Annotated in this window: 18 protein-coding genes; 8 read left to right on the forward strand and 10 right to left on the reverse strand. The window is 69.6% G+C overall.

The genetic code is table 11. From position 1 onward, the window contains the following. The first annotated feature begins 204 nt into the window (after positions 1-204). Entirely contained in the window at positions 205-1362 is a 1158-nt protein-coding gene (locus tag KIP79_RS05425) for a glycosyltransferase family 4 protein (protein ID WP_214103547.1), read from the forward strand. On the opposite strand, the gene KIP79_RS05430 is transcribed toward KIP79_RS05425, so the two are convergent. The 7 genes from KIP79_RS05430 to KIP79_RS05475 form a co-directional block, all read right to left on the reverse strand. Beyond that, the gene (locus tag KIP79_RS05430; RefSeq protein WP_214103548.1) at positions 1345-1521 is read right to left on the reverse strand and encodes a hypothetical protein; all 177 of its coding nucleotides are present in this window, start codon (positions 1519-1521) and stop codon (positions 1345-1347) included. The two genes, KIP79_RS05425 and KIP79_RS05430, sit on opposite strands and share 18 nt — an antisense overlap. A gap of 10 nt (positions 1522-1531) precedes the next feature. Further along, positions 1532-2227, reverse strand: coding sequence for a class E sortase (locus KIP79_RS05435; protein WP_214103549.1), 696 nt, complete (start codon positions 2225-2227; stop codon positions 1532-1534). Positions 2228-2229: 2 nt separating this feature from the next. Beyond that, positions 2230-3582, reverse strand: a complete 1353-nt coding sequence (locus KIP79_RS05440) for an HtaA domain-containing protein (RefSeq protein WP_214103550.1) — start codon at positions 3580-3582, stop codon at positions 2230-2232. Between the two features lie 69 nt (positions 3583-3651). Beyond that, a complete protein-coding gene (locus KIP79_RS49210; RefSeq protein ID WP_214103551.1) occupies positions 3652-4479 on the reverse strand; it encodes a class F sortase in 828 nt (275 codons plus the stop codon). Continuing rightward, positions 4476-5318: a hypothetical protein gene (locus KIP79_RS05450; RefSeq protein ID WP_214103552.1), complete on the reverse strand. Its 843-nt coding sequence runs from the start codon at positions 5316-5318 to the stop codon at positions 4476-4478. The genes KIP79_RS49210 and KIP79_RS05450 overlap by 4 nt, the downstream gene beginning before the upstream one ends. Before the next feature lie 214 nt (positions 5319-5532). Then, positions 5533-10155: a bifunctional nitrate reductase/sulfite reductase flavoprotein subunit alpha gene (locus KIP79_RS46515; protein WP_308169580.1), complete on the reverse strand. Its 4623-nt coding sequence runs from the start codon at positions 10153-10155 to the stop codon at positions 5533-5535. Between the two features lie 114 nt (positions 10156-10269). Next, positions 10270-11418 carry a flavin reductase gene (locus KIP79_RS05475; protein WP_214103553.1) on the reverse strand — a complete coding sequence of 383 codons (1149 nt, stop codon included), beginning with the start codon at positions 11416-11418 and terminating at the stop codon, positions 10270-10272. Positions 11419-11634: 216 nt separating this feature from the next. Between KIP79_RS05475 and KIP79_RS05480 the strand changes: the two genes are divergently transcribed. Together KIP79_RS05480 and KIP79_RS05485 are read left to right on the forward strand one after the other, a co-directional pair. Then, positions 11635-12621 (forward strand): Gfo/Idh/MocA family protein, encoded by a 987-nt coding sequence (locus KIP79_RS05480; RefSeq protein WP_214103554.1) that lies wholly within the window; start codon positions 11635-11637, stop codon positions 12619-12621. 49 nt (positions 12622-12670) lie between these two features. Continuing rightward, complete coding sequence (locus tag KIP79_RS05485; RefSeq protein WP_214103555.1) at positions 12671-13948, forward strand: PucR family transcriptional regulator; 1278 nt, start codon at positions 12671-12673, stop codon at positions 13946-13948. Here KIP79_RS05485 and KIP79_RS05490 read toward each other — a convergent pair. From KIP79_RS05490 to KIP79_RS05500, 3 genes are read right to left on the reverse strand one after another with little or no spacing between them, the layout of a single operon-like run. Beyond that, on the reverse strand, positions 13943-14614 hold the full coding sequence (locus tag KIP79_RS05490; RefSeq protein ID WP_214103556.1) for an alpha/beta fold hydrolase: 672 nt from the start codon (positions 14612-14614) through the stop codon (positions 13943-13945). The genes KIP79_RS05485 and KIP79_RS05490 overlap by 6 nt on opposite strands. Continuing rightward, positions 14611-15159 carry a carboxymuconolactone decarboxylase family protein gene (locus tag KIP79_RS05495; protein WP_214103557.1) on the reverse strand — a complete coding sequence of 183 codons (549 nt, stop codon included), beginning with the start codon at positions 15157-15159 and terminating at the stop codon, positions 14611-14613. Before KIP79_RS05495 ends, KIP79_RS05490 begins: the two co-directional genes overlap by 4 nt. Further along, on the reverse strand, positions 15156-16256 hold the full coding sequence (locus tag KIP79_RS05500; protein WP_214103558.1) for an LLM class flavin-dependent oxidoreductase: 1101 nt from the start codon (positions 16254-16256) through the stop codon (positions 15156-15158). The genes KIP79_RS05495 and KIP79_RS05500 overlap by 4 nt, the downstream gene beginning before the upstream one ends. Before the next feature lie 336 nt (positions 16257-16592). Here KIP79_RS05500 and KIP79_RS05505 point away from each other — a divergent pair, with 336 nt between their 5' ends. The 5 genes from KIP79_RS05505 (at position 16593) to KIP79_RS05525 (ending at position 21637) form a co-directional block, all read left to right on the forward strand. Continuing rightward, positions 16593-17651: a substrate-binding domain-containing protein gene (locus tag KIP79_RS05505; RefSeq protein WP_214103559.1), complete on the forward strand. Its 1059-nt coding sequence runs from the start codon at positions 16593-16595 to the stop codon at positions 17649-17651. A gap of 10 nt (positions 17652-17661) precedes the next feature. Continuing rightward, positions 17662-18501, forward strand: a complete 840-nt coding sequence (locus KIP79_RS46520; protein ID WP_214103560.1) for an ABC transporter permease — start codon at positions 17662-17664, stop codon at positions 18499-18501. Between the two features lie 14 nt (positions 18502-18515). Next, complete coding sequence (locus KIP79_RS05515) at positions 18516-19409, forward strand: ABC transporter permease (RefSeq protein WP_214103561.1); 894 nt, start codon at positions 18516-18518, stop codon at positions 19407-19409. Beyond that, positions 19402-20145 (forward strand): ABC transporter ATP-binding protein, encoded by a 744-nt coding sequence (locus KIP79_RS05520; protein ID WP_214103562.1) that lies wholly within the window; start codon positions 19402-19404, stop codon positions 20143-20145. Before KIP79_RS05515 ends, KIP79_RS05520 begins: the two co-directional genes overlap by 8 nt. 1258 nt (positions 20146-21403) lie before the next feature. Beyond that, the gene (locus KIP79_RS05525; protein WP_214103563.1) at positions 21404-21637 is read left to right on the forward strand and encodes a hypothetical protein; all 234 of its coding nucleotides are present in this window, start codon (positions 21404-21406) and stop codon (positions 21635-21637) included. Position 21638: the final 1 nt, after the last annotated feature.

The following is a 21638-nucleotide window of genomic DNA, read 5'->3' on the forward strand; positions in this document are numbered from 1 at the left end:
ATCAGTGTGCAAAGTCGAAACGGGGCCGCTCCTGAAAATGAATTCAGGGTAAACGAATGGGGTCCCCGCCCGGCGGCGGGACGAAGAGACCAACCGGTGGTTAAGAGTGCGGGAATACCCGCGCCGCCCCTTTTCGCTCAGACGGCAATTCCTTAGCGTCCAGCCCGGAAGCGCGTTCATGCGTTGTCATATAGGGGCGTCCAGATGCGTGCCGTAGAGACCTCAACATCAACGACCACCACGGGGCGCCCCGGCCGTGCGCTCCGCATCGCGATGATCGGCCAGCGCGGCCTGCCCGCCACCTTCGGCGGCATCGAACACCACGTCGCCCAGCTCGGCCGGCGCCTGGCGGCCCGCGGCCACGAAGTCACCGTGTTCTGCCGCGCCAACTACACCGGCGAGCGGCTCGACCAGCTCGACGGCATGCGCCTGCGCCACCTGCCCACCCTCGGCACCAAACACCTGGACGCGCTGACCCACAGCCTCACCTCGACCCTGGCCGCCGCCGGGCGCCACGACATCGTGCACTACCACGCCCTCGGCCCGGGGCTGTTCGCGCCCGTGCCGCGCTACCTGACCCGGGCCAGGGTGGTGCAGACCATCCACGGCTGGGACGACCTGCGGGCCAAGTGGGGCGGGCTGGCGCAGCGGGTGCTGCGGGCCGGGCGGTGGATGAGCGAGCGGGTGCCGAACGCGGTGATCGGGGTGTCCAGGGAGATCTCCGACGCGTACGGCGACTCGGCGACGTACATCTCCAACGGGGTGGAGCGCCCGCCGGACGACCTCGGCCCGGAACCTGTGATGGCCCGCGGCCTGAAACCCGGCGGCTACGTGTTGTTCGTCGGCCGTCTGGTTCCGGAGAAGGCCGTGGACCTGCTGCTCCGCACGTTCAGCCGGCTGCCGGGGGATGTTTCGCTGGCCGTCGCCGGCGGTTCGGCGTTCACCGAGGGGTACGTCACCACCCTGCGCGAGCTGGCCGCCCGTGACCCCCGCATCCACCTGCTCGGCTACGTGTACGGCGACGACCTGGCCGCGCTCTACCGGCACGCGGCCGCCTACGTGCAGCCCTCCCACCTGGAGGGGCTGCCGCTGGCGCTGCTGGAGGCCGCCTCGCACGGGGTGCCCCTGATCGCCAGCGGCCTGGGCTGCCACCGCGAGATCATCGCCACCGAGGGGCCCGGCGGGCGCATCTTCCGACCCGGCGACCCGGCCGGGCTGCGGGACGCGCTCACCCAGGTGCTCGGCGACCTCGACCGGGAGCGGGCCGCGGCGCTGGCCAGGCGGGACGACATCCTGCGCCGGTACTCCTGGGACCGGGCCACCGACCTGACCGAGGAGCTCTACCTACAGCTGGTCAGGTGACGGCGTCACGGTCACCTCGTCCAGGCCCAGCCAGGCGTCCACCAGCGGGAAGACCACGTACCAGAGGAGTACTACGGCGGCGGCGAGCAGCCCGAGCGCGCAGACGGCCTTGACGAGCCGGCCGCCGGGCAGCTTCGCCCAGATCCACGGATAGAACACGATTTCCCGCCTACTTCAGCTCGGGTGGGCGTCCGTCGGTCTTGGCCTGGGCGCGGACAAGCTCGGCGAACACCACCAGGCGCTGCCAGTTCTGCAGCTTGGGATTGCAGGTGGTCAGCGTGAGCATCGCCCGCTCCGGGGGCGCGTCCGGCCGCTCCGGGGTGGGGGCGATCACTTCGACGGCGGTCGGCAGCACCTCGCGGTGGCTGGTGACCCGGTAGACGAACCAGGCGCTCCTGGTCTCCGCGACGATCGGGTCGCCGGGCTTGAGCCGGTCCAGGTCCCAGAAGACCGAGGGGATGCGGTGGCCCGCCACCGCCATGTTGCCGATCTCCCCCGGGCGGGCGGTACGCGGGTAGTGGCCGGGGCCTTTTCGCAGGTCGGCCTGGGTCACGCCCTCGACCACCGCCCACTTCCTGTGCAGCCGGGGGATGTGCAGGCGGGCCAGCGGCTGGCCGGGGACCGGGGCGGCCGCCTCGCCGGGAGGGGCCGCCCAGGTGTGGTCCAGGCGGGCTTCCACCTGGGCCTGTTCCGCCTCGATCTGCCATGCCTTGCCGTATACGGCGTAGGCGGCGAACAGCAGCGCCACCAGGCCGAGGGTGAGCATCAGCTCGCCGGCCCCCCTGGACAGCCGCCGGGACGGCGGCTCCCAGGAATCGTCGTCGTCCTCGTCCTGGTACGGCCGGGCCGCCTGATCGGTGACCACCGTCAGAGCTCACCCAGGGCGTACCCGCCGCGCCTGGCCACCCGGAGGGTGAACGCGCCGCCGATCACCAGGAAGAGACCCAGCATGGCCAGCGGTGCGACGAAACCGTCACCGGTCTTGGCCAGTTCCGGGTCGTCGCCACCGCCGCCGCCGGGGACGGGGGCGGTGTAGGTCTCGTAGACGGTGGAAGGGGACTTGCTCGGGGTGGGGCTGTTGCCGCCGCTGGCGGGCGGCGTGTTGGTGTTGGTGTTGGAGTAGGAGGTGGACGGCGTGTGCGAGCGGGACGGGGACGCCGACGAGGAGATACACGGGGAGAAGCTGGGAGACGGGCTGGCCGAGGGGCTCGGGGACGGGCTCTCGTCGTCGTCCTCGTTCGGGGAGGCGCTGGCCGACGCGCTGGCGGAGGCACTGGCGGAAGCGCTGGCGGACGCACTCGCGGAGGCCGAGGCGCTCGCCGACGCGCTGGGGCTCGCCGACGGGGACGGGCAGGGGAGGAGCGAGGGGCTGGCCGAGGAGCTGGCCGAGGTGCTCGCGCTCGCGCTGGGGCTGGTGGAGCCGCTCGCCGAGGTGCTGGCCGAGGGGGACGGCGTGCCCGACTCGCTGAGCAGCAGCTGCGCGTTGGGCTGGGCGGCCGCGCTCAGCGTGAGCAACACCGAGACGGGGGGATCCTGGGCGAGCCGTGCCGTGAGCAGGGACGCCGGGCTCGCGCTCGGGGTGGGCTCCGCCTCGTTTTCCGCGGCGTGCTCAGGGGTCGAGCTGGGCGAGTGGCCGGAGGTCGCGGTCGGGTCGGCGCTGGGTGACGGGGTGGCCGCCGCCGCGGTGCCCGTCCAGCGTACGGTCAGGCCGGTGACCTGGGGGGCCTCCATGGTGAGCCGGACCAGGTCGGCGGCGACCGGCGGGCTGGTGAGCAGTGAGGGCGTCGGGCTGGGGTCGGGCTCCGGGTCGGCGGGCGACGGGCTGGGGCTCGCCGCCACGGTCACCCGGTCGGCGCGTACCACGGCGTTCCTGCCGTCGATCCGCAGGTGCGGTTGGCTGATCACCACCGTCTTGTCGCCGGCGACGAAGCGGACCGTGCCCTCGTAGTCCACCTCGGCGTCGCCGGTGTGCGGGTCGAAGGCGCCGTCCGCCGCGTGGAAGCGCACTCCCCCCTCCGGGGTCAGCTCCGCGCCGCCCTCCACCAGCACGTGCTCCGCGCCGGGGTCGGCGAGGGCCCGCAGGCCGATGGTCAGCGTGCCCGCCGTCACGTGCCGGGCCGCCGGGGCGTCCGGGGCGGTCGCCGCCAGTGCGCCCATGGCCAGGGCCGCGCCAAGAGCGATCTGCGCGAATCCCAGGGCCGCCAGTCGTTTATGCGCCACCCTCATCATCAAAAACCACCAAAGAGAAACCGAATTACCGGGGAACCGAGATCAGAACAGTTGGCTACATTAAGTAGATGACACAGAAGTAAGCGTGGCGTAGACGATGAGATTATCGGTGTAACTGTGTGTTTTTCTGTTGTACACCCCGCCACAGGTGATCAGACGGAGCGCCGGATAGGCGGTGTTGCCATAAACGCGCGCGGTCGGGAACGCCGATTTGGACACCTGTTCCACGCCGTCCACGGTGAATACGGCGACCGAGCCGTCGGCGCGACCGATCTTGATGGTCTGGCCGCGGGTGACTTCGCGGAGGCGCTGGAAGACCGCCGGTCCCGACCGGGAGTTGACGTGGCCGACGATGACAGCCGGTCCGAGTTCCCCGGGGGTGGGGCCGTACTTGAACCAGCCGGCCAGGTTGCGGGCCGACAGCGGCGGGACCTCGATCTCCCGGCGTTCGGTCACCCCGACCGGGCGGAGCGGGGCGTCCACCCGGATGTCCGGGATGACCAGGCGGGTCGGGCCGGCCTTGCCCATTGGCCCGGCGGGCTGCCCCGCGGGCTGCGGGGGTGGCGCGCCTTCGACGGCCGCCGTGAGCACCGCTCCCGGGCCGCCGGGGCCGACCTCGTTGGGGAAGGCCAGCACGCCCGCCGGTCCGGGCGGGTTCACTACGCCCAGCGAGCGGCGTACCGATGACTCGCTGGGTTCGGTGGCCACCAGCACCACGCCGGTCAGCGCGGTGACCACCGCCGCCGCGGTCCCGATGAGCAGGAGCAGGCGGACCGGCCCCATCAGCCGGGGGCCAGGATCACCAGGTTCACCGAGGATTCGGGTGAGCCACCCGGGTCGCTGGGCGACCATGGGGGTGCTCCCCTCGTTCATGGTCCCGTCGTTCACGCTCGCCTCCAGATCAGGCAGCCGATGAGGGCCGCGCTCGCGGTACCGAAAACGATCAGGAAGAGGCCGAGCGCGGAGCGCTGGGCCGGGCTCTCCTCGCCGGTCGCAGCGCCGCCGAGCGGGGTGAGCATGACCTGCGGCTCCTCCGTCACGGAGACGGTGACCGTGGTGCGCGGCGACGGGGACGGCGAGGGGCTGGCCGACGGGCTCGGCGACGGCGTCGGGGTGGCCGACGGGCTCGGGGTGGGCGTCGGCGTCAGGCTCGGCGTCGGGGACGGCGACGGGCTGGACGCGGCGGTGACCTGGAGCTTGGTGCCCTGGGCTATCTCGGTGACACAGGTGATCTTCCCGGTGCCGGGCAGTTCCAGCTGGAAGTCCCCTGGCATGATCGTCACGCTGGAGCCGGTCGGGAGGTTGGTCGGGATGGTCATGTAGCCCGTCATGGGGGGTACGGCGATGGGCTGGCCGGGGTCGATCGACGCGGTCAGCGCGGATCGGCCGGTCATCGGGGCCAGTTCGCCGCGGATCGCTCCGTCCAGGCGGAGCCTGCCGTACGAGCCGATCTCGGTGCCCGGGGCGGCGGGGGTCTCGCCCGCGTTGGGCAGGCCGTTTGTCACCGACCACACCACGGTGATCGTGGTCCCGGGCAGCGCCTGGGCGGGGGCCTCCAGGGTGACGTCGAGTTCGGCGCCCTTGCCGGCACAGGTGTAGGGCACGTTCACGATCCGGGTCTCGGCCAGCGCGGCGCGCGGGAGCCAGGCGGCTCCGGCGGCGATCGACAGGACGACGGCGACCCTGGACCAGGCCGACAGCTTGGGCACGGTCGCATGGCCTTTCACGAGGGGTTCTCCTCGCCGGAGGGGTGGGCGAGGCAGCAGCGAAAGGCTGACGACCTTGGGTTACGCCGGGGCGCTTTTCTGGCGAAATATGGGTGTGGACCGTGTGAAAGCGGATGCCTGGGGGTGGGCGTCGGCGACGCGGAGGTGTCCGGGGGGTGACGGGAGCCTGGCATCCATCCGGAAATCACCGCATATCGGACAAAATCAGGATTTATCAGTACACGTCACGGAGGTAGCGGCGGGTCGTCGTGAGCTGCTTGACGTACGCGGTGGCGTCCTCCGTCGTGAGACCGCCGTGGGTGGTGACGATCTCGCGGAGGGTTCGGTCGACGTCCTTGGCCATTCGGGTGGCGTCGCCGCAGACGTACAGGCAGGCGCCGGATTCCAGCCAGGCCCAGAGCTGGGCGCCGTGCTCGCGCATCCGGTCCTGGACATAGATCTTGCTCCGCTGGTCCCTGGAGAAGGCCAGGTCAAGGCGAGTGAGGAAGCCGTCCTCGTGCAGCGCGGTCAGGTGGTCGCCAAAGTAGAAGTCCGTGGCACGCCGCTGCTCCCCGAAGAAGAGCCAGTTGGCTCCCCGATGCCCAAGCGCCCGACGTTCATCGAGGAACCCAAGAAACGGGGCCACTCCGGTCCCTGGACCAATCATGATCATCCGGGTGTCCGGATCGACCGGCGGCCGAAAATGCGGTGTGGGCTGAACGTACACGGGGATCGGCGCAGCACCCCCGGCAACGCGCCCATCAGCTCCCCCGGAAACCCACCCTTCAGGTCCCTCGACAGGTCCCCCGCCAGTTCCTCCAACAACCCGTCCGCCAGCCCCACTGCCAACCTCACCGTCAGTTCCCCTGACAACCCGCCCGCCAGCACCACCGTCAGTTCCCCCGACAACCCGCCCGCCAGCACCACCGCCAACTCCCCCGTCCGCCAGGTACGCCGAGCAGGCCCCTCGCCGCAGGACTCCCTTCGGGTTGTCGAACCGCACCACCGACACCACGAGCCGGATCTCGTCGGGGTGCACCAGCGGGCTGGAGGCGATCGAGTACCGCCGGGGCTGGAGCCGGGGGAACACCCCGGCCCATTCCTGGGCGGTGGCGCGCACCCTGAGGTCGGCGGCGACGTCCACGGCTTGGCGGCCCCACGTCCACTTGGCCAGCTCGCCCTCATTGCCAGGTCGCAGAAGCCGGATCAGGTCACGGTCCTTCGTACGCTCGGCGGCGAATCGCAACAGCGCAGGAGTGATCTTGGTGATGTCGAGGTGCCGGGCCAACGCCTCCCCCAGCGACACCGGCCCGCGTTCGGGCAGCTCCACGATGGTGGCAGAGTTCAGCCCCGTCACCGCCAGCCATTCGGCGACCAGGGTGTCCGAGTTGACGGGCACCACACCGAGAGAATCTCCCGCCTGGTAGGTCAGCCGCCCTTCCGTTCCGACGACGAACTCGCGGACCTCCTTGGCCGAGCCGGGGAGGCTGAGCAGCCGGTTCCCCAGCAGCGGGGCGGGCAGCGGCGCATCCCGGCTCGGGGGTGGTTCGGCGAGGGCGGTGATAACGGCGTCCAGCCAGTCCTGGGCGCGCCGCCCGTCGTCGGGCTCGCAATCCATCCGGGGCACGATGCGTCGGCCGCCGAGTTCGGCCAGCCGCTGGTCCAGGCGACGACCGTGGCCGCAGAAGTTCGCGTAGCTGGAGTCCCCGAAGGCCAGAACCGCGTACCGAACCCCGTCCAACTGGACGGCGTCCGGGTGGGCCAGCGCCTCCCAGAACCCGGTGCCGTTGTCGGGTGGTTCGCCGTCGCCGAAGGTACTGGAAATGACCAGCACGTCGGCGCCGGGCGGCAGCGTCACCGGTCCGTCCATGCCGACCAGCCGGGCCGCGTACCCGGACGCGGCAAGCCGCTGCGCGCTGGCAGTGGCGAACTCCTCGGCGGTGCCCGTCTGAGAGGCCCAGAGCACCAACAACTCCCGTCCGGGAGCGGGAGCCTCGGACAGAGCGGAGGACAGAGCGGAAGACGGGGCGGCGGGCTGGGTGGATGACGGGGATGGGACGGGTTCCCGGGCGAACATCCCGGCCAGCAGCCCGTTGATCCACAGCGCGTGGCCGGGATCGACCGGGGCGTGCGCGGGCAGCACAGGCGTGCCCTCGCCACCGCCCCGGGACAGCCCGGTGAGGAATCCGGCCAGATAGAACTGCTCGTCCTCGGAAAGCTGAGGCGGCGTGAGGCCGGAAACGCCCAGCAACTCGGCCGCCACAGCCATCTGCCCCGCTATCCGCTCGGCCACAGATCCGATCGCGGCCCCGTTCACGGCCCCAGCCACAGACCCCTTCTCGCCGACAGATCCAGCTCCAGGCCCGGCCATGGATCCGAGCGCGGCCCCAGACCCATTCCCAGACCCGACCCCAGAGCCGGTCACGGATCCGAGCCCGGACACCGACCTGGGCACGGACACGGCCCCATTCCCGGACCCGAGCCCAGCCTCAGCCCCAGCCATGGATCCGAGCACGGACTCGGCCGCCGACCCGGGCGCGGATGCGGCCCCAGATCCATTCCCGGGCCCGACCCCAGGGCCAGTGGATCCGAGCGCGGACCCCGCCACCGACCTGGGCGCGGACGCACCCCCATTCCCAGACGCGACCCCAGGGCCAGGCACGGATCCGAACCCGGACCCCGCCACTGACCCGGGTGCGAGTTCGGCGGGGACCTTGGTCAGCGACACCGCGCACACCTTCAGCTCTGGCTGGAAGGAGAGTGGATCGACGGCGTCGCTGGTTACCGCGTTGACGCTCAGGTACTCGCCGAACAGGTCGTTCCAGTGGAAGGGCGCGAAACAGGTGCCGGGGAGCACCCGGTCGGTGAGGACGGCGGGCAGTACCGCGCGGCCGCGCCGGGACTCCACCGCCACCAGGTCGCCGTCTGTGATCTGGTGTCCGGCTGCGTCGTCTGGGTGGATTTCGACGAAGGGGCCGGGGTTGAGCTTGTTCAGCTTGGCGACCTTGCCGGTTTTGGTCAGGGTGTGCCACTGGTGCTGGAGGCGGCCGGTGTTGAGTACGTATGGGTAGGCATCGTCGGGCAACTCAGCCGGGGGCAAGTGCGGACGTGGGTAGAAGACCGCCCGGCCGCTCGGGGTGGCGAAGGCCAGCCTCGGCCGGGTTCCGTCGGGTCTGGTCAGCAGCGTCTGGCTGATGCCGTCGTTGCGGTAGCGCACGGGGTTGCGAGCGCCGGAGTCGGGCGCGGCGGGCCACTGGACAGGGGTCTCCCGGAGGCGTTCGTAGGTCACGCCGCGCAGGTCGTAGCCGGTCTTCGGGTTCCAGGCCTGCTTGATCTCCTCGAAGATCTCCTCGGCGCTGCTGTAGGTGAAGGCATCGGCGTACCCCATCGCACTGGCCACCCGGGCGATGAGCTGCCAATCGGGCAGGGCATCCCCCGGCGGATCGGCGGCCTGCTGGAGCAGCGTCAGATTGCGCTCCGAGTTGATCATGACGCCTTCGCTCTCCGCCCACATCGTGGCCGGCAACACCACGTCCGCGTACGCGTTGGTCTCGGTGGCCGCGAAAACGTCCTGGGTGACGACGAATTCGGCCGCCTCCAGACCCGCGATGACGGTTCTCCGGTTGCCCACACTGGCCACGGGATTGGTGCAGATCACCCAGCACGCCTTGATCTCGCCCGCGGCCATCCGGGCGAACATGTCCACCGTCCCGGCCCCGACCTCGGCACGGAGCGTCCCCGGCGGCAACCCCCACAGTTCCTCGGCGAACCTCCGGTCCTCCGCAACCACCACCGACCGCTGCCCGGGCAGCCCCGGCCCCATGTACCCCATCTCCCGGCCACCCATCGCGTTGGGCTGCCCGGTGAGGGAGAACGGCCCGCTGCCGGGACGACAGATGGCCCCGGTGGCCAGGTGCAGGTTGCAGAGCGCGTTGGTGTTCCAGGTCCCGTGGGTGCTCTGGTTGAGACCCATGGTCCAGCAGCTCATCCACTCCCCGGCGGCGGCGATCATGTCGGCCGCCCGGCGCAGATCGGCCTCGGGGATTCCGGTGACGGCGGCCACCGTGTCGGGCGGGTAGTCGCGGAGGAACTCCGGCATCCCTTCCCAGCCCTCGGTGTGCTCCGCGATGAACTCCTGATCCAGATGCCCACCCTCGGCCAGCAGGTACAGCAACCCGTTCAGCAGCGCCAGATCGGTACCCGGCCGGATCGGCAGAAACAGATCGGCCTTGGCGGCGGTAGCGGTCCGCCGGGGATCCACCACGATCAGCTTGGCCCCCGCCTTCACCCGGTCCATCAGGCGCAGGAACAGGATCGGATGACAGTCGGCCATGTTCGCGCCGATCACGAAGAACAGATCGGCATGGTCGAAGTCCTCGTACGAGCCCGGCGGCCCGTCCGACCCCAGCGAAAGCTTGTAACCGGTCCCCGCACTGGCCATGCAGAGCCGCGAGTTGGACTCGATCTGCTTGGTCCCGACGAACCCCTTGGCCAGCTTGTTGGCCAGATACTGGGCCTCCAGGGTCATCTGACCGGACACGTAGAAGGAGATCGCGTCAGGCCCGTGCTCATCAAGGATCGCCCGAAGCCGCCGCCCGGTCAGCTCGATCGCCTCGTCCACCCCGACCGCGACAGGCCCGGCACCACGCTCCCCCCGAACCAGTGCCCCGGCCAACCGCCCGGGCGCCATCGCCATCTCGGCACTGGTGGCTCCCTTCGTACAGAGCCGACCCGCATTGGCCGGATGCTCACGATCCCCGGAAACCTTCACCACCCGGCGCCGGCCCTCGGCATCCCGCTCCGTCTCAACGACGATGCCGCAGCCAACCCCGCAATAGGAGCAGACGGTTCTGGTCACGGACTCTCCTGCGCCGACGATCCAACGCAGGAAACATAAGAACGCGCCGTTACGCGGGAGTCACACGTGATCGGCTCTGGCGGTTACATCTGTTTCACCGAGGATGCGCCACCGTCAGAGGCGGCCGCCGGTGTGCGCGAGGATCTCCCGTACCCGCTGCTTGGCCAGCGTGCAATAAGCGCGGGCGGAGGCCCGGGCGGCGGCGGCGTCGGCGCGCTCGAACGCCTCGGTCAGGTCTCGCTGCACGTCGATGAACTTCTGCGAGGTCACCGGGGTGGACCCGAAGCTGCGGGTCATCACGCTCTTGATGCTCAGCCCGCCGAACGTGGCGGTCAGCAGCGGGTTGTGGGCCAGGCCGACCAGCCACTCGTGGAAGGCGTAGTTGGCGTCCAGGTAGTCGTCGAAGTCCACGAACCGGTCCCCCACCAGCAGCACCGCCATGCGCTCGAACCGGGCCCTGAGCTCGGCCAGCTCCTCGGGGGCGGCCCGGCCGACGCTCAGCTCGATCACCCCGAGCTCGATGGCCAGCCGGGCGTCGAAGGTCGCGTCGGAGGTGGTCACGTCGAACTGGGTGACCACGTAACCCCGGTCGGGGTCGCGGCGGACCAGGCCGTCGGCGGCCAGCCGGGTCAGCGCGTAGAACGCCGCCGACGGGTCCACGCCCAGCTCGTCGGCCAGGTCGTCCAGCAGGATCACCTCGTTGGCCGGGTAGACCCGGCTGAGCACCTGGTGGCGTGCCTTCTTGTAGACCCGGTCGTCGCGGGCGAACTCGAACCGGCCGAAGTCGCCCCGGTAGTAGGTGAGCGGGGAGCCCCGGCCCGCGACGGCCGAACGCACCCGGCCGATGAAGACCGAGTGGGTGCCGCCGTCCACCTGCTCGGTCACCTCGCACTCCAGGTGGGCCAGCGCGTCGGTGAGCACCGGCAGGCCCAGCTCCCCGGTGTGCACGCGCACGTCGCGGAACTTGTCGGGGCCTGGCGCGGCGAACTGGTGGGCCAGCCGGCTCTGGTCCTCGCCGAGCACGTTGACCACGTACTTGCCGGCCCTGGCCACCGCGGCGGCGGTCGGCACGGCGTTGTTGATGCAGGCCAGCATGGTGGGCGGGTCCACCGAGAGCGAGGTCACGGAGCTGGCGGTCATGCCGAACCGCTGGTGTCCTTCGGCCGTGGTGAGCACGGTCACCCCGGTGGCCAGGTGCCCGACGACGTGGCGGAAGAGCAGGGCGTCGACCGCCGCCGGGACCGGACCGGCCGTCCGTTCCATACCCCCACCTCCGTGGAGTTCGCTGGTACCCCGAGTCATGCGCTCATTGAAGCGAGGCCGGGGCCGTACCCGCAGTGGCGCTCACCGTGAAATTGCCGCAAGTCCGGTGGCGGAGGACGTTACGCACCGCCGGAATGACGGATCACGGCAACGTACGGCCGAAAATTCACGGCGCTGACCAGGGCGCACGGTCGGCCGGCGCGGTTGACTGCGCACGTGATTAGGGCAGCGGTGGTCGGCCTCGGCTGGTGGGGCCAGAAGATCGTACGGGACCTGACGGGCAGTCAGTACCTCCAGGTCGTCTTGGGCGTGGACCCTGACAAGGCGAGCCGGGAACGGGTCGAAGGGCTGCGCACCGCCCCCGCGTACGAGGACGCGCTGGCGGACCCGGCCGTGGACGCGGTGATCCTCTGCACCCCGCACAAGTTCCACGCCGAGCAGATCGTCGCCGCGGCCCTGGCCGGCAAGCACGTGTTCTGCGAGAAGCCGCTCACCACCTCGGGGGACGAGGCCAGGACCGCCCTGGCGGCGGTGGCCGCGGCCGGGGTGCAGCTCGGCATCGGCCACGAGCGCCGGTTCGAACCGGCCGTGATGCGCCTGCGCGATCAGTGCCGGGCAGGGGAGCTGGGCACGCCGCTGGTGTTCGAGGGCAACTTCAGCCAGGACAAGTTCCTGGCCCTGCCGCCGGACAACTGGCGGCTCTCCGACCGCGACGCGCCGGTGGGGCCGCTCTCGGCCACCGGCATCCACCTGGTGGACCTGGCCATCGCGCTGTTCGGCCCCCCGGTCGAGGTCTGGGCCCGGCTGTCCACGCTGGCCACCTCGTTCGCCAACGGCGACACGCTCACCGTCACCATGGGCTTCGAGGGCGGCCAGACGGCGCTGATCACCGCCATCCTGACCACACCGTTCGCCGGGAGGGTGGCCGTGCTGGGTTCGCGGGGCTGGGTGGAGATCCGGGACCGCAACCACCCGGAACTGCCGCGCGGCTGGGACGTGACCACCGTGCACCGGGGAGCTGAGCCGGTCTCCACCTTCTACCCGCCGCACCCGTCGGTCCGGGAGAACATCGAGCGGTTCGCCCGGGCCGCGGCGGGCGAGGTGAGCTACCCCGTCACCCACGAGGAGATGCTGGCCAACGTGCGGACCTTCGAGGCCATCACCGCCTCGGCCCGGTCGGGCCGGGTCGAGCCGGTGCGCTGACGGTACCCCGGCGATGCGGCACCGACCGCCGCCGCCCTAGAGTGCCCCGATGGGAGACGACATGCTGGTGAACCACCCCCTCACCGAGCCGCGTGCCGACTTCTTCGACAGCCGGCCGCTGCCGCCGACGGTGCGCGACTGCGCCCTCGACTTCGACGTGCCGACCATGGTGGACGTGGTGGTCGAGCGGTGCAGCACGGCCGTGTTCACCAGCCACCGCAGCGACGAGGCGTTCCTGGAACGGCTGCGGGCAAGCGTCACCCAGAACGCGTACGCGCTGCGCGACGTGCTGGCCGGGCGGGTCGAGCTGGAGGACGTGCGGCTGGACCAGGTGCTCTCCTTCGCCACCGTGCAGGTGCACCTGCGCATTCCGCAGAAGTCCATGCAGCGGTCGTACCGGGTGAGCTTCCTCACCCAGTGGGAGCTGTGGACGGCGCACCTGCGGCGGCACATCGAGCGGGCGGACCTCGGCCGGGACGAGGCCGCCGACGCGCTGGGCCACCTGACCCGGGTCATCCTGACCTACCAGGACCATGTCGCCTCCCGGGTGGCCGAGACCTACACCCGGGACTACGAGGCGCTCAGCCGGTCCCGGGCGCACGTGCGGCAGAACCTGGTGCGGGACATCCTGCGCGGCGAGGAGGCCCGGCTGACCACCTCTGACCTGGCCATCCTGGCCTACCAGACCGACGCCCACCATGTGGCGGTGCTGCTGCCGGCCATGACCGAGGGGGCGGCCACCCAGCTCGCCGACGGGTTGCGGGTGGCGGCCAAGGCGTACCAGACCCTCTCCTATCCGCTGGCGTTGACCAGCAACGTGGTCTGGCTCTGCCGGCTGGAGCCGTGGCACGCCGCCGGGCTCGCGGCGCTCTGCCGGGTGCTGACGGAGATCGGGGTGACCGCGTCGGTCAGCGACCCGCAGACCGGGATGGACGGGTTCCGGGCAGCGCTCCGGCAGGCCCAGGAGGTGGAGCGGGTGCGCGCGGCCTGGGGCCTGCCGCACGCGCCGCCGGTGATCAGGTACGCCGACGCGGGCCTTGAGGTGCTGCTGCTCCAGAACGAGGCGCTGGCCAGGAACTTCGTGGCCGCCGAACTGGGCGCGCTGGCCGGGAACACCACCGAGGCGGTCCGGCTGCGGGAGACGCTGGACGCCTCGTTCCGGTTCGGCAGCCACGTGGCGGCGGCCGAGTACCTCCAGCTGCACGAGCACACCGTGCGCAACCGCCTGCAGAAGGCCGAGCAACTGCTCGGGCACTCGCTCCAGGAGCGGCGCACCGAACTACAGGTGGCGATCCGGCTGGTACGGCTCCTGAGCGAGGATTCATAGGAACCGGCGGACGGCCTCGGCGAACTCGCGCGGGCGTTCCAGGACGGCGGCGTGCTTGCCGTCCAGCCAGGTCAGCTCGGAGTCCGCGATGTGCTCGTGCAGCCAGCGGGCGGCCTCGGTGAACGGCGACAGGTCGTCCACGCCGCAGACGACCAGCGTGGGGGCCTGGATGGTGAGCGCGGTGGTGTCGGCGGTCTCCAGGGCCTCGCAGGCGCGGGCGTACCCTTCGGGGTCCATGGCCAGGAAACGTTCCCTGACGCGCAGGGCGGCCGGGCTCGTACGTTCGGTGAACCACATGGCGGCCATCGGATCGGCCAGTTCCGCCAAGCCGCGTTCGCGCGCGATGATCGCGCGTTCCCGCCACATCTCCCGCATGAACGACGGGTAGACGGCGACCGTGCTCACCAGCACGAGCCGATCCACCAGATCGGGCCGCCTGGCCGCGATCTCCTGCGCGACCAGGCCCCCGAGGGACAACCCCGCCAGGTGCACCCGCTCCCCGGCCAGTACGTCGATCACGGCATCGGCGAATCCGCTGATCCCCCCGGACTCCAGGCAGGGAGCCGAACCGTGGCCCGGCAGGTCGAGCGCCAACGCGTCCGCGAACATGCCGTCCCAGAAGCCCCCGTCCACCCCAAGCGGATGGAGGAGGACGAGCCGCGTCATCGGTCCGGCAGCCGCGCCCCGCCCGGCGGAGGCGGGGTGCGCGCGACGTTCATGACCATGGCCAGCGTGGTGTAGTACCCGGCGGTGGCCACCGCCGCGACCACCTGCTCCTCCCCCAGGGCTGCCAGCGCGGCGCCGTACGCCTGGTCACCGACGCCTCCGGTGCGCTGCAACTCGTCGATCAGATCCCAGACCAGGCGAAGCTCCGGCCGTCCCGCCGCCGGGGGCAGCCCTTGGCCGACGCTCTCGACGGCCTCGGCCGGAACCCCGGTGGCCAGGGCGATCGGATGGTGGAAGGCCCACTCGAACTCCTGGTCCCAGCGCCGGGCCACGGTCAGGATGACCAGCTCGCGCAGGTCGTCGTCGAGCGCGCCGCCGAACCGGAGGTGCTCGCCGACCAGTTGCAGCCGGGTCATCAGCTCCGGGCTGCGCAGCAGCGGCACGAACGGGCCGGAGATCTCGCCGCGCGGCCCGGCCGTGATGCACTTGACGGCCTCCCGCTGCGCCTCGGTCAGTTCCGGCGGGAACGGCAGGCGGTCGCTCATCGGGCCCCGATCCCGGCGTTGACCGCCGGCATGACCTTCTGCGCCATCAACTCCATGGAGCGCCGGGCCAGCTGCGGGTCCACCCAGTCGAGCCCCGCGTAGACCAGTTCGCCGAAGTCCCCGGTCTGCTCGCGGAAGGCGAGGATCTGCTCGGCCACCGACTCCGGCGTGCCGGTGATGACCAGGCGGTCCAGCACGTAGTCGAGGGTGATCTCCTCGTCCGGCTGGTCGCGGTGGGTCTTGAACAGGCCCAACCGGCCGATCTTCCGCATCTTCGTGAGCATCTGCGCGTAGTAGAAGCGGTAGGGGCTGGTGGCGTCCGCCCGGCCGTACCGTTCGGCCACCCGGGCGTCGTCAGCCACGAAGACGGTCCTGGCGATGCGCCAGTCGGCCGGGTCCGCCACGGCCCCGACGGCCTGCTTGCCCTCCACGTAGTTGGGCCAGTGCGTGGCCACCCACTGCGGCAGCAGGAAGTTGGCCGAGAGCGGGTGGAAGTCCCGCCGTCCCATCGCCACCACGCCCTTGGAGTACGGCGCGACCACCGTGCCCACGATTTCGGGGCGCGGCTCCTGGAACGGCTTGGGCAGCACCCCCACGCCCAGGTCCAGGTCGATGGTGGACTCCGTGGTCACCTTGAACCGGTTGCCGGGCAGCTCGATCCGGTACGGCGGCTCACCCTCCCAGATCGCGGTGATCACGTCGATCGCCTCGGCGAAGAGCTGGTTGCGGTCCTCGTCCAGGATGCCCAGCACCTCCGCGTCCGACGGCAGCGCGCCGGGGCTCACCCCGAGGATGAACCGCCCGCCCGACAGATGGTCGAACATCGCCGAGTTCGCGGCCACCAGCACCGGATGCTGCTGGGACAGGTTGGTGGTGCCGGTGGCCAGGCGGATCCGCTCGGTGTCGGAGATCAGCGTGGCCAGGAAGAGCAGGCTGTTGGTGATGTTCTCGTGCTTGTCGGTGAGGTGTTCCCCGATGAAGGCGTCGTGGAAGCCCAGGCGGTCGGCGAGGATCACCGCGTCCCGGTCCTCGGTCAGCGTCTCGCGCCAGGACCGGCCGAGCGGGTGGAGCGGCATCGAGAAGTAGCCGAGTCTCATCGCGTCGTCTCCCTTGTCGGATGTACGCGAAGAGTCAACGCCGCAGGCCGTACGGGCACAGTGGCGCGCCCTGTGAAATCCGGCTCCGACCGCTGACGCGAAGTGTCATAGGCCCCAAGCAGCAACAATTTAACAACATCGGACGATCGGCACAGAGCGCCAATTAACACCCGCGTTACAGTCTGCGGCACCGTCCCCGGCCAAAAATCACGCGAACTGACAGTGCGTCCTGAAGGGCGCGTCAGTCTAATCGGTGACACGCGTCACAGGTCCAGCGGCCCCGTGCTCCCCCGGTGACGCCGAGGCCACAGCGGCTCGCGAGAAGGGCAGACGCCGGTGAGAACCAAATTCAAGATCATATTAGCGGCCTCGACGGTGGCGGCGTTCACGGCCGCGTGCGGCGGCGGTGGGACCGGCGCTTCCGGAGGCGGTGCCGACCCCAAGGTCATCCGCTTCGCGTTCGCCCCCGACCCCGTCTGGGACCTGATGAAACAGGCCGGGACCATCCAGAAGTGGGAGCAGGAGAACAACGCCCGCATCGAGACCAGTACGACTTGGGACGAGTTCACCTACTTCGCCGGCGGCCACGGCGACATCGTCTCCATGGCCACCCAGGAGACCCCGGTCCTGGAGGCCGAAACCAAGATCAAGACGGTCACCTTCGGCAAGTACAACTACCAGCGGGTCCCGCTCTTCCGCCGAGCCGGGGACCCGTACAGGACACTGGCCGACATCCCCAAGGGCTCCAAGATCTGCGTGTCAGGACCCACGTCCAACACCGGATTCTGGACCCTCGCCGCCAACCGCATGCACAACCTGGACTATCGGGTCGGCGGTGGCGACTTCAACCTCCTCGTCAACGACCACTTCGTCAACCCCACCAACCTGCTCCGCGGCGACTGCGAGGCCGCGGCGATCATCCCCGAGGCCGCGGTGCCCCAGATGCGCCGGGGCGAGCTGGAGATCATGTACGACGGCAAGCTGCCCTTCCAGCTCTACCAGGAGTTCGCCCCCAGCAACGACGGCAAGCTGCACGTCTCCGGCAACAACTTCGTGGCCACCGAGAAGTGGTTCGACGCCAACCGGGACCTGGCGGTGAAGTTCCTGGAGCTCTGGCAGACCGGCATCGACATGTGGAAGCAGCAGAAGGCCGAGACCGTCAAGAAGTTCCCGCAGCACTTCTCGGTGGAGTCCGCCGAGGACATCGCGTACATCACCGAGTTCGTCAGCGGGGACAAGGACTGGTTCGTGGACAGCGTCTTCCTCACCGAGGACTGGATCAAGGTCGAGACCGAGATCTGGGACCTGATGAAGGCCCTGCACCCCGACAACCACAACTACCTGGCGGCCGACGCGCCGAAGCCCCGGTTCGTCGCCCTCACCCCCAGCAACTAGAGGAGAGCCCGTGTCGACCGCCGTCGCCCCCACCACGAGCCCGCCACGCCGGGCCAGCCAGGCGGAACTGGCCAGGAAAGCCCAGCGCAGGGACCGGATCAAGGCGTGGGGCTGGCGGCTGGCCGGCTACCTGTTCTTCCTCAGCCTGTGGGAGTTCTCCTCCGGGCGGCTGATGGACGAGACCCTGCTGCCCGGGCCGACCGCGGTGTTCGCCACCTTCGGCGAGCTCTGGCAGAGCGGCAAGGTGCCCGGCGCGTTCGCCACCACGCTGACCCGCATCGGCATCGGCTTCCTGCTGGCCTTCGTGGTCGGCGTACTGGTCGGCATGCTCATGCAGAACCGGTGGTTGAGCGGCTTCTTCAAGGACGCGGTCACCATCGGGGTGACCACCCCCGGCCTGATCTGGGCCCTGATCACCGCGATCATCTTCGGCAACCGGGAGGCCGGCCCGCTGCTGGCCATCGTGCTGACCACGTTCGCGGTGATCACCGTCAACGTGTCGGAGGGCATCAAGTCGCTGCCCAAGGACCTGATCGACATGGCCAAGTCGTTCGGCGTCGGCGTGCTCAAACGCAATCGCCACATCGTCATCCCGCACCTGGCGCCGTTCATCTTCACCGGCGTCCGCTTCGGGTTCTCCATCGCCTGGAAGGTGACCGTGCTCACGGAGGTGTTCTCCTCCTCCAGCGGGATCGGCTTCGAGATGCGGACGGCCACCCAGCTGTTCCGGCTGCCCGAGTTCCTGACCTGGATCCTGGCCTTCTACATCCTGGCCCTCTTCCTGGAGAAGGTCGTGCTGGAAGCCATCGAACGCCGGTTCTTCGGCTGGCGCACGACCCTCAAGGCCTGAAGGAGCCTGCCCCGATGACATCGACCTCGCCGATTTCGCCGACCAGAGCGCCTTCGCTGACCAGGGCGCTGAAGAGCCCGCTCTCCGGCCGCCTCACCTTCCCGCTGGTCTGCCTGGGCGTCTGGCTGCTCACCATCCAGGCGGTCACCACGATCTGGCCGTTCGCGGTGGACGTGCTGCCCACCCCGTGGCAGGTGGCCGGCTTCATGTGGGACGAGATCACCGGCAACACCCTCGCCCCCCAGAACATGTACGAGACCTTCTGGATCTCCCTCCAGCGCCTGGGCGCCGGCATGGCCATCGCCATGGTCGTCGGCGGCGTGATCGGCCTGGCCATGGGTCTGTCCAAGTCCGTCAACGCCTTCTTCAACGACTGGATCGTGGCCATCCTGGCCATGCCCAACCTGGCCTGGGCGCTCTTCTGCAGCCTGGCCTTCGGCTTCGGCGACACCGGCCCGATCGTGGCGGTGGTGCTGACCGGCGTGCCGTTCGTGGTGATCAACGTACGCGAGGGCGTCCGCAACGCCCCCACCGACCTGTACGACATGGCCCGCGCCTTCGGCGTCCCCCGCGAACGGGCCATCCGCCACGTGCTCATCCCCTCCCTGATGCCCTTCCTTTTCGCGGCAGGCCGGTACGCCTTCGCGCTCGGCTGGAAGGGCCTGGTGGTCGCCGAGGTCTTCGGCGGTCAGGACGGCGCCGGCTGGACCATCAAGTTCTGGTACGACGCGCACCGCGCCTACGGCGTGATCGGCTACGCCCTGCTCTTCGTGATCTTCGCCCTGTTCTTCGAGAAGTTCCTCTTCGACCGGCTCTCCCGCCGCTTCTTCCGCTGGCGCCCTTCGGCGAACGCGACCGCGGAAGACCCCGCCCCCACCGACCAGCAGAGGACCCCCCAACATGGCTGACATCAAGGTCGAGAACCTGCACAAGGAGTTCGGCGCCGGCGCCGACCGGGTGGTCGCCCTGAACGACGTCAACCTGGAGATCGGCGGCCACGTCTTCGTCTCCGTGGTCGGCGCCTCCGGCTGCGGCAAGTCCACCCTGCTCAACATCCTGAGCGGCATCGAAACCCCCACCAACGGCAGCGTCACCATCACCCAGGCCGGCCACCCCGCCCGCGCCGGCTACGTCTTCCAGGCCGCCCGCCTGCTCCCCTGGCGCACCGTGATGGACAACCTCCTCTTCGTCCAGACCGACAGATCCGAGGAAACCCGCCGCCGCTGCCAGCACTACCTCGACATGGTCCAACTAGGCGACAAAGCCAAGAAATACCCCGGCGAACTCTCCGGCGGCATGCAACAACGCGTCGGCATCGCCCGAGCCTTCTCCACCGAACCCGACGTCCTCTTCATGGACGAACCCTTCAGCCACCTCGACGCCATCACCGCCCGCTCCCTCCGCACCGAACTCCACCAAATGTGGCAGGAAACCGGCAAAACCGTCGTCTTCGTAACCCACGACGTCAGCGAGGCCGTCGAACTCTCCAACCGCATCCTCGTCTTCGCCAAGGGCGGCCACCTCACCGAAGACATCCCAATGAACCTCCCCTTCCCCCGAGACTCCTCCGACCCAGACGTGGCCCTGGCCAAGGCCGAGGTCTTCCGCATCTTCGAGAAAATCGGCGCCCTGGCCGTCCGCTGACCAGCCCGGCATGAGGTCTACTTGACGGAACGAGCTCAGCGGGAGGGTGACAGATGAGCGGACATGTGCGCTGGAGGGACATCCGAGCCGAGCACGTCGAGCGGGCTGGCGGAGAAGAAGCAGTCGAGGCAGGTAAGCGGGAGCTTCTGTCCCAGGTTCATGGACACGGCTTGCTGAGATCCGCCGCGATCGCCTGACGACTCAGCCTGCACAGGCACAGTGGCTCCAGCCTTGAATAACCAGTACCCATCACCTCGCAGGGAAGCGCTGTCCATCGGCCGCGACACTCGTGTCCGCCGATTCAGACTTCCACGTGATCGCTCTCAGACCATCCCGGCGTGCGCGCGCAGCACCCACCGTCCGGCTGGGCCGGAAACCGCCAGCCGGGGCCATCCCCGCGTGCGCGGGGAGCACCTCACCCTGTCCGACACCCTGGTGTTGTTCCTGGGACCATCCCCGCGTGCGCGGGGAGCACAGCTTGTCCAGCAGGTCTCTTACCTCTCCCATGGGACCATCCCCGCGTGCGCGGGGGAGCACACCTCGTCGGAGATCTCGATCTCGTCATCGTTGGGACCATCCCCGCGTGCGCGGGGAGCACGGCTTCCGGTCCGGCGTCTATATCGAGGCCACCGGGACCATCCCCGCGTGCGCGGGGAGCACCAGGAATATCTACGTCGGATGTCTTGGGGAGAGGGACCATCCCCGCGTGCGCGGGGAGCACCCTTTCTGACCTGCATTGTTCTCGGGTGAAGGCGGCGATTTCGAGTACTTTTGAAGGATCGGACATTTCGGACGGCCTCTTGCTGGTTCATGCGGAACCTTCATCGCGTGAACGGTATCTGCATCAAACCCTTGCCGCATCCGTAGGCGATCAGCAAAGCCGGTCCTTGGACTCAAAGCATCCGCGAGCCAACACAGCAGCGAACTCGCATGCGGGGCCGCCAGCTTTGAACCAACAAAAGTAGGACTACACCAGTGCCGACCGGGATGCGATACGATCACTTTGCCTTTACCGAGGCACGGGCCCGACTCTCCGTCCAGCAGCAATCCGGAGATGTCCCCTCGCAGGCGGGCTCGCCAGCGCGAAGTCCCCGGCGCCTCACCGGCAAGTCGGGGATGACTACCGACTCGATACACCAACGCGTCGGTTACTTACGGCATGCGCCGGAAAGTGAGTGGCCCCTGCGGGAACAGGGGCCACTCTCTGCTCCCACCCGTTCCAGCCACGCGATTTGACGTACCCAGATGGAGAAGAGCTATGAGCTATTCTGGCACCTCAGCCAGCCCGAACGACCAACTGCACGCACGTACGGCATTGATCTTGGCCTCTGCGGCCGTCATTGCCTTCTGCGCCGCCGTACCCACCTGGTTCTTGTTCGACGGCCTTCTGAACGATAAGGGCGGCCCCGTCGTCCCGTCCCTCGCCGCATTCGCGGCAGCCGCGACACAGTTCACCAAGTTCGTCGACCTGCTCCGCCGTACCGCTCGGTGAG

It is taken from the genome of Acrocarpospora catenulata, from assembly GCF_018476525.1.
GTDB classification, from domain to species: domain Bacteria; phylum Actinomycetota; class Actinomycetes; order Streptosporangiales; family Streptosporangiaceae; genus Acrocarpospora; species Acrocarpospora catenulata.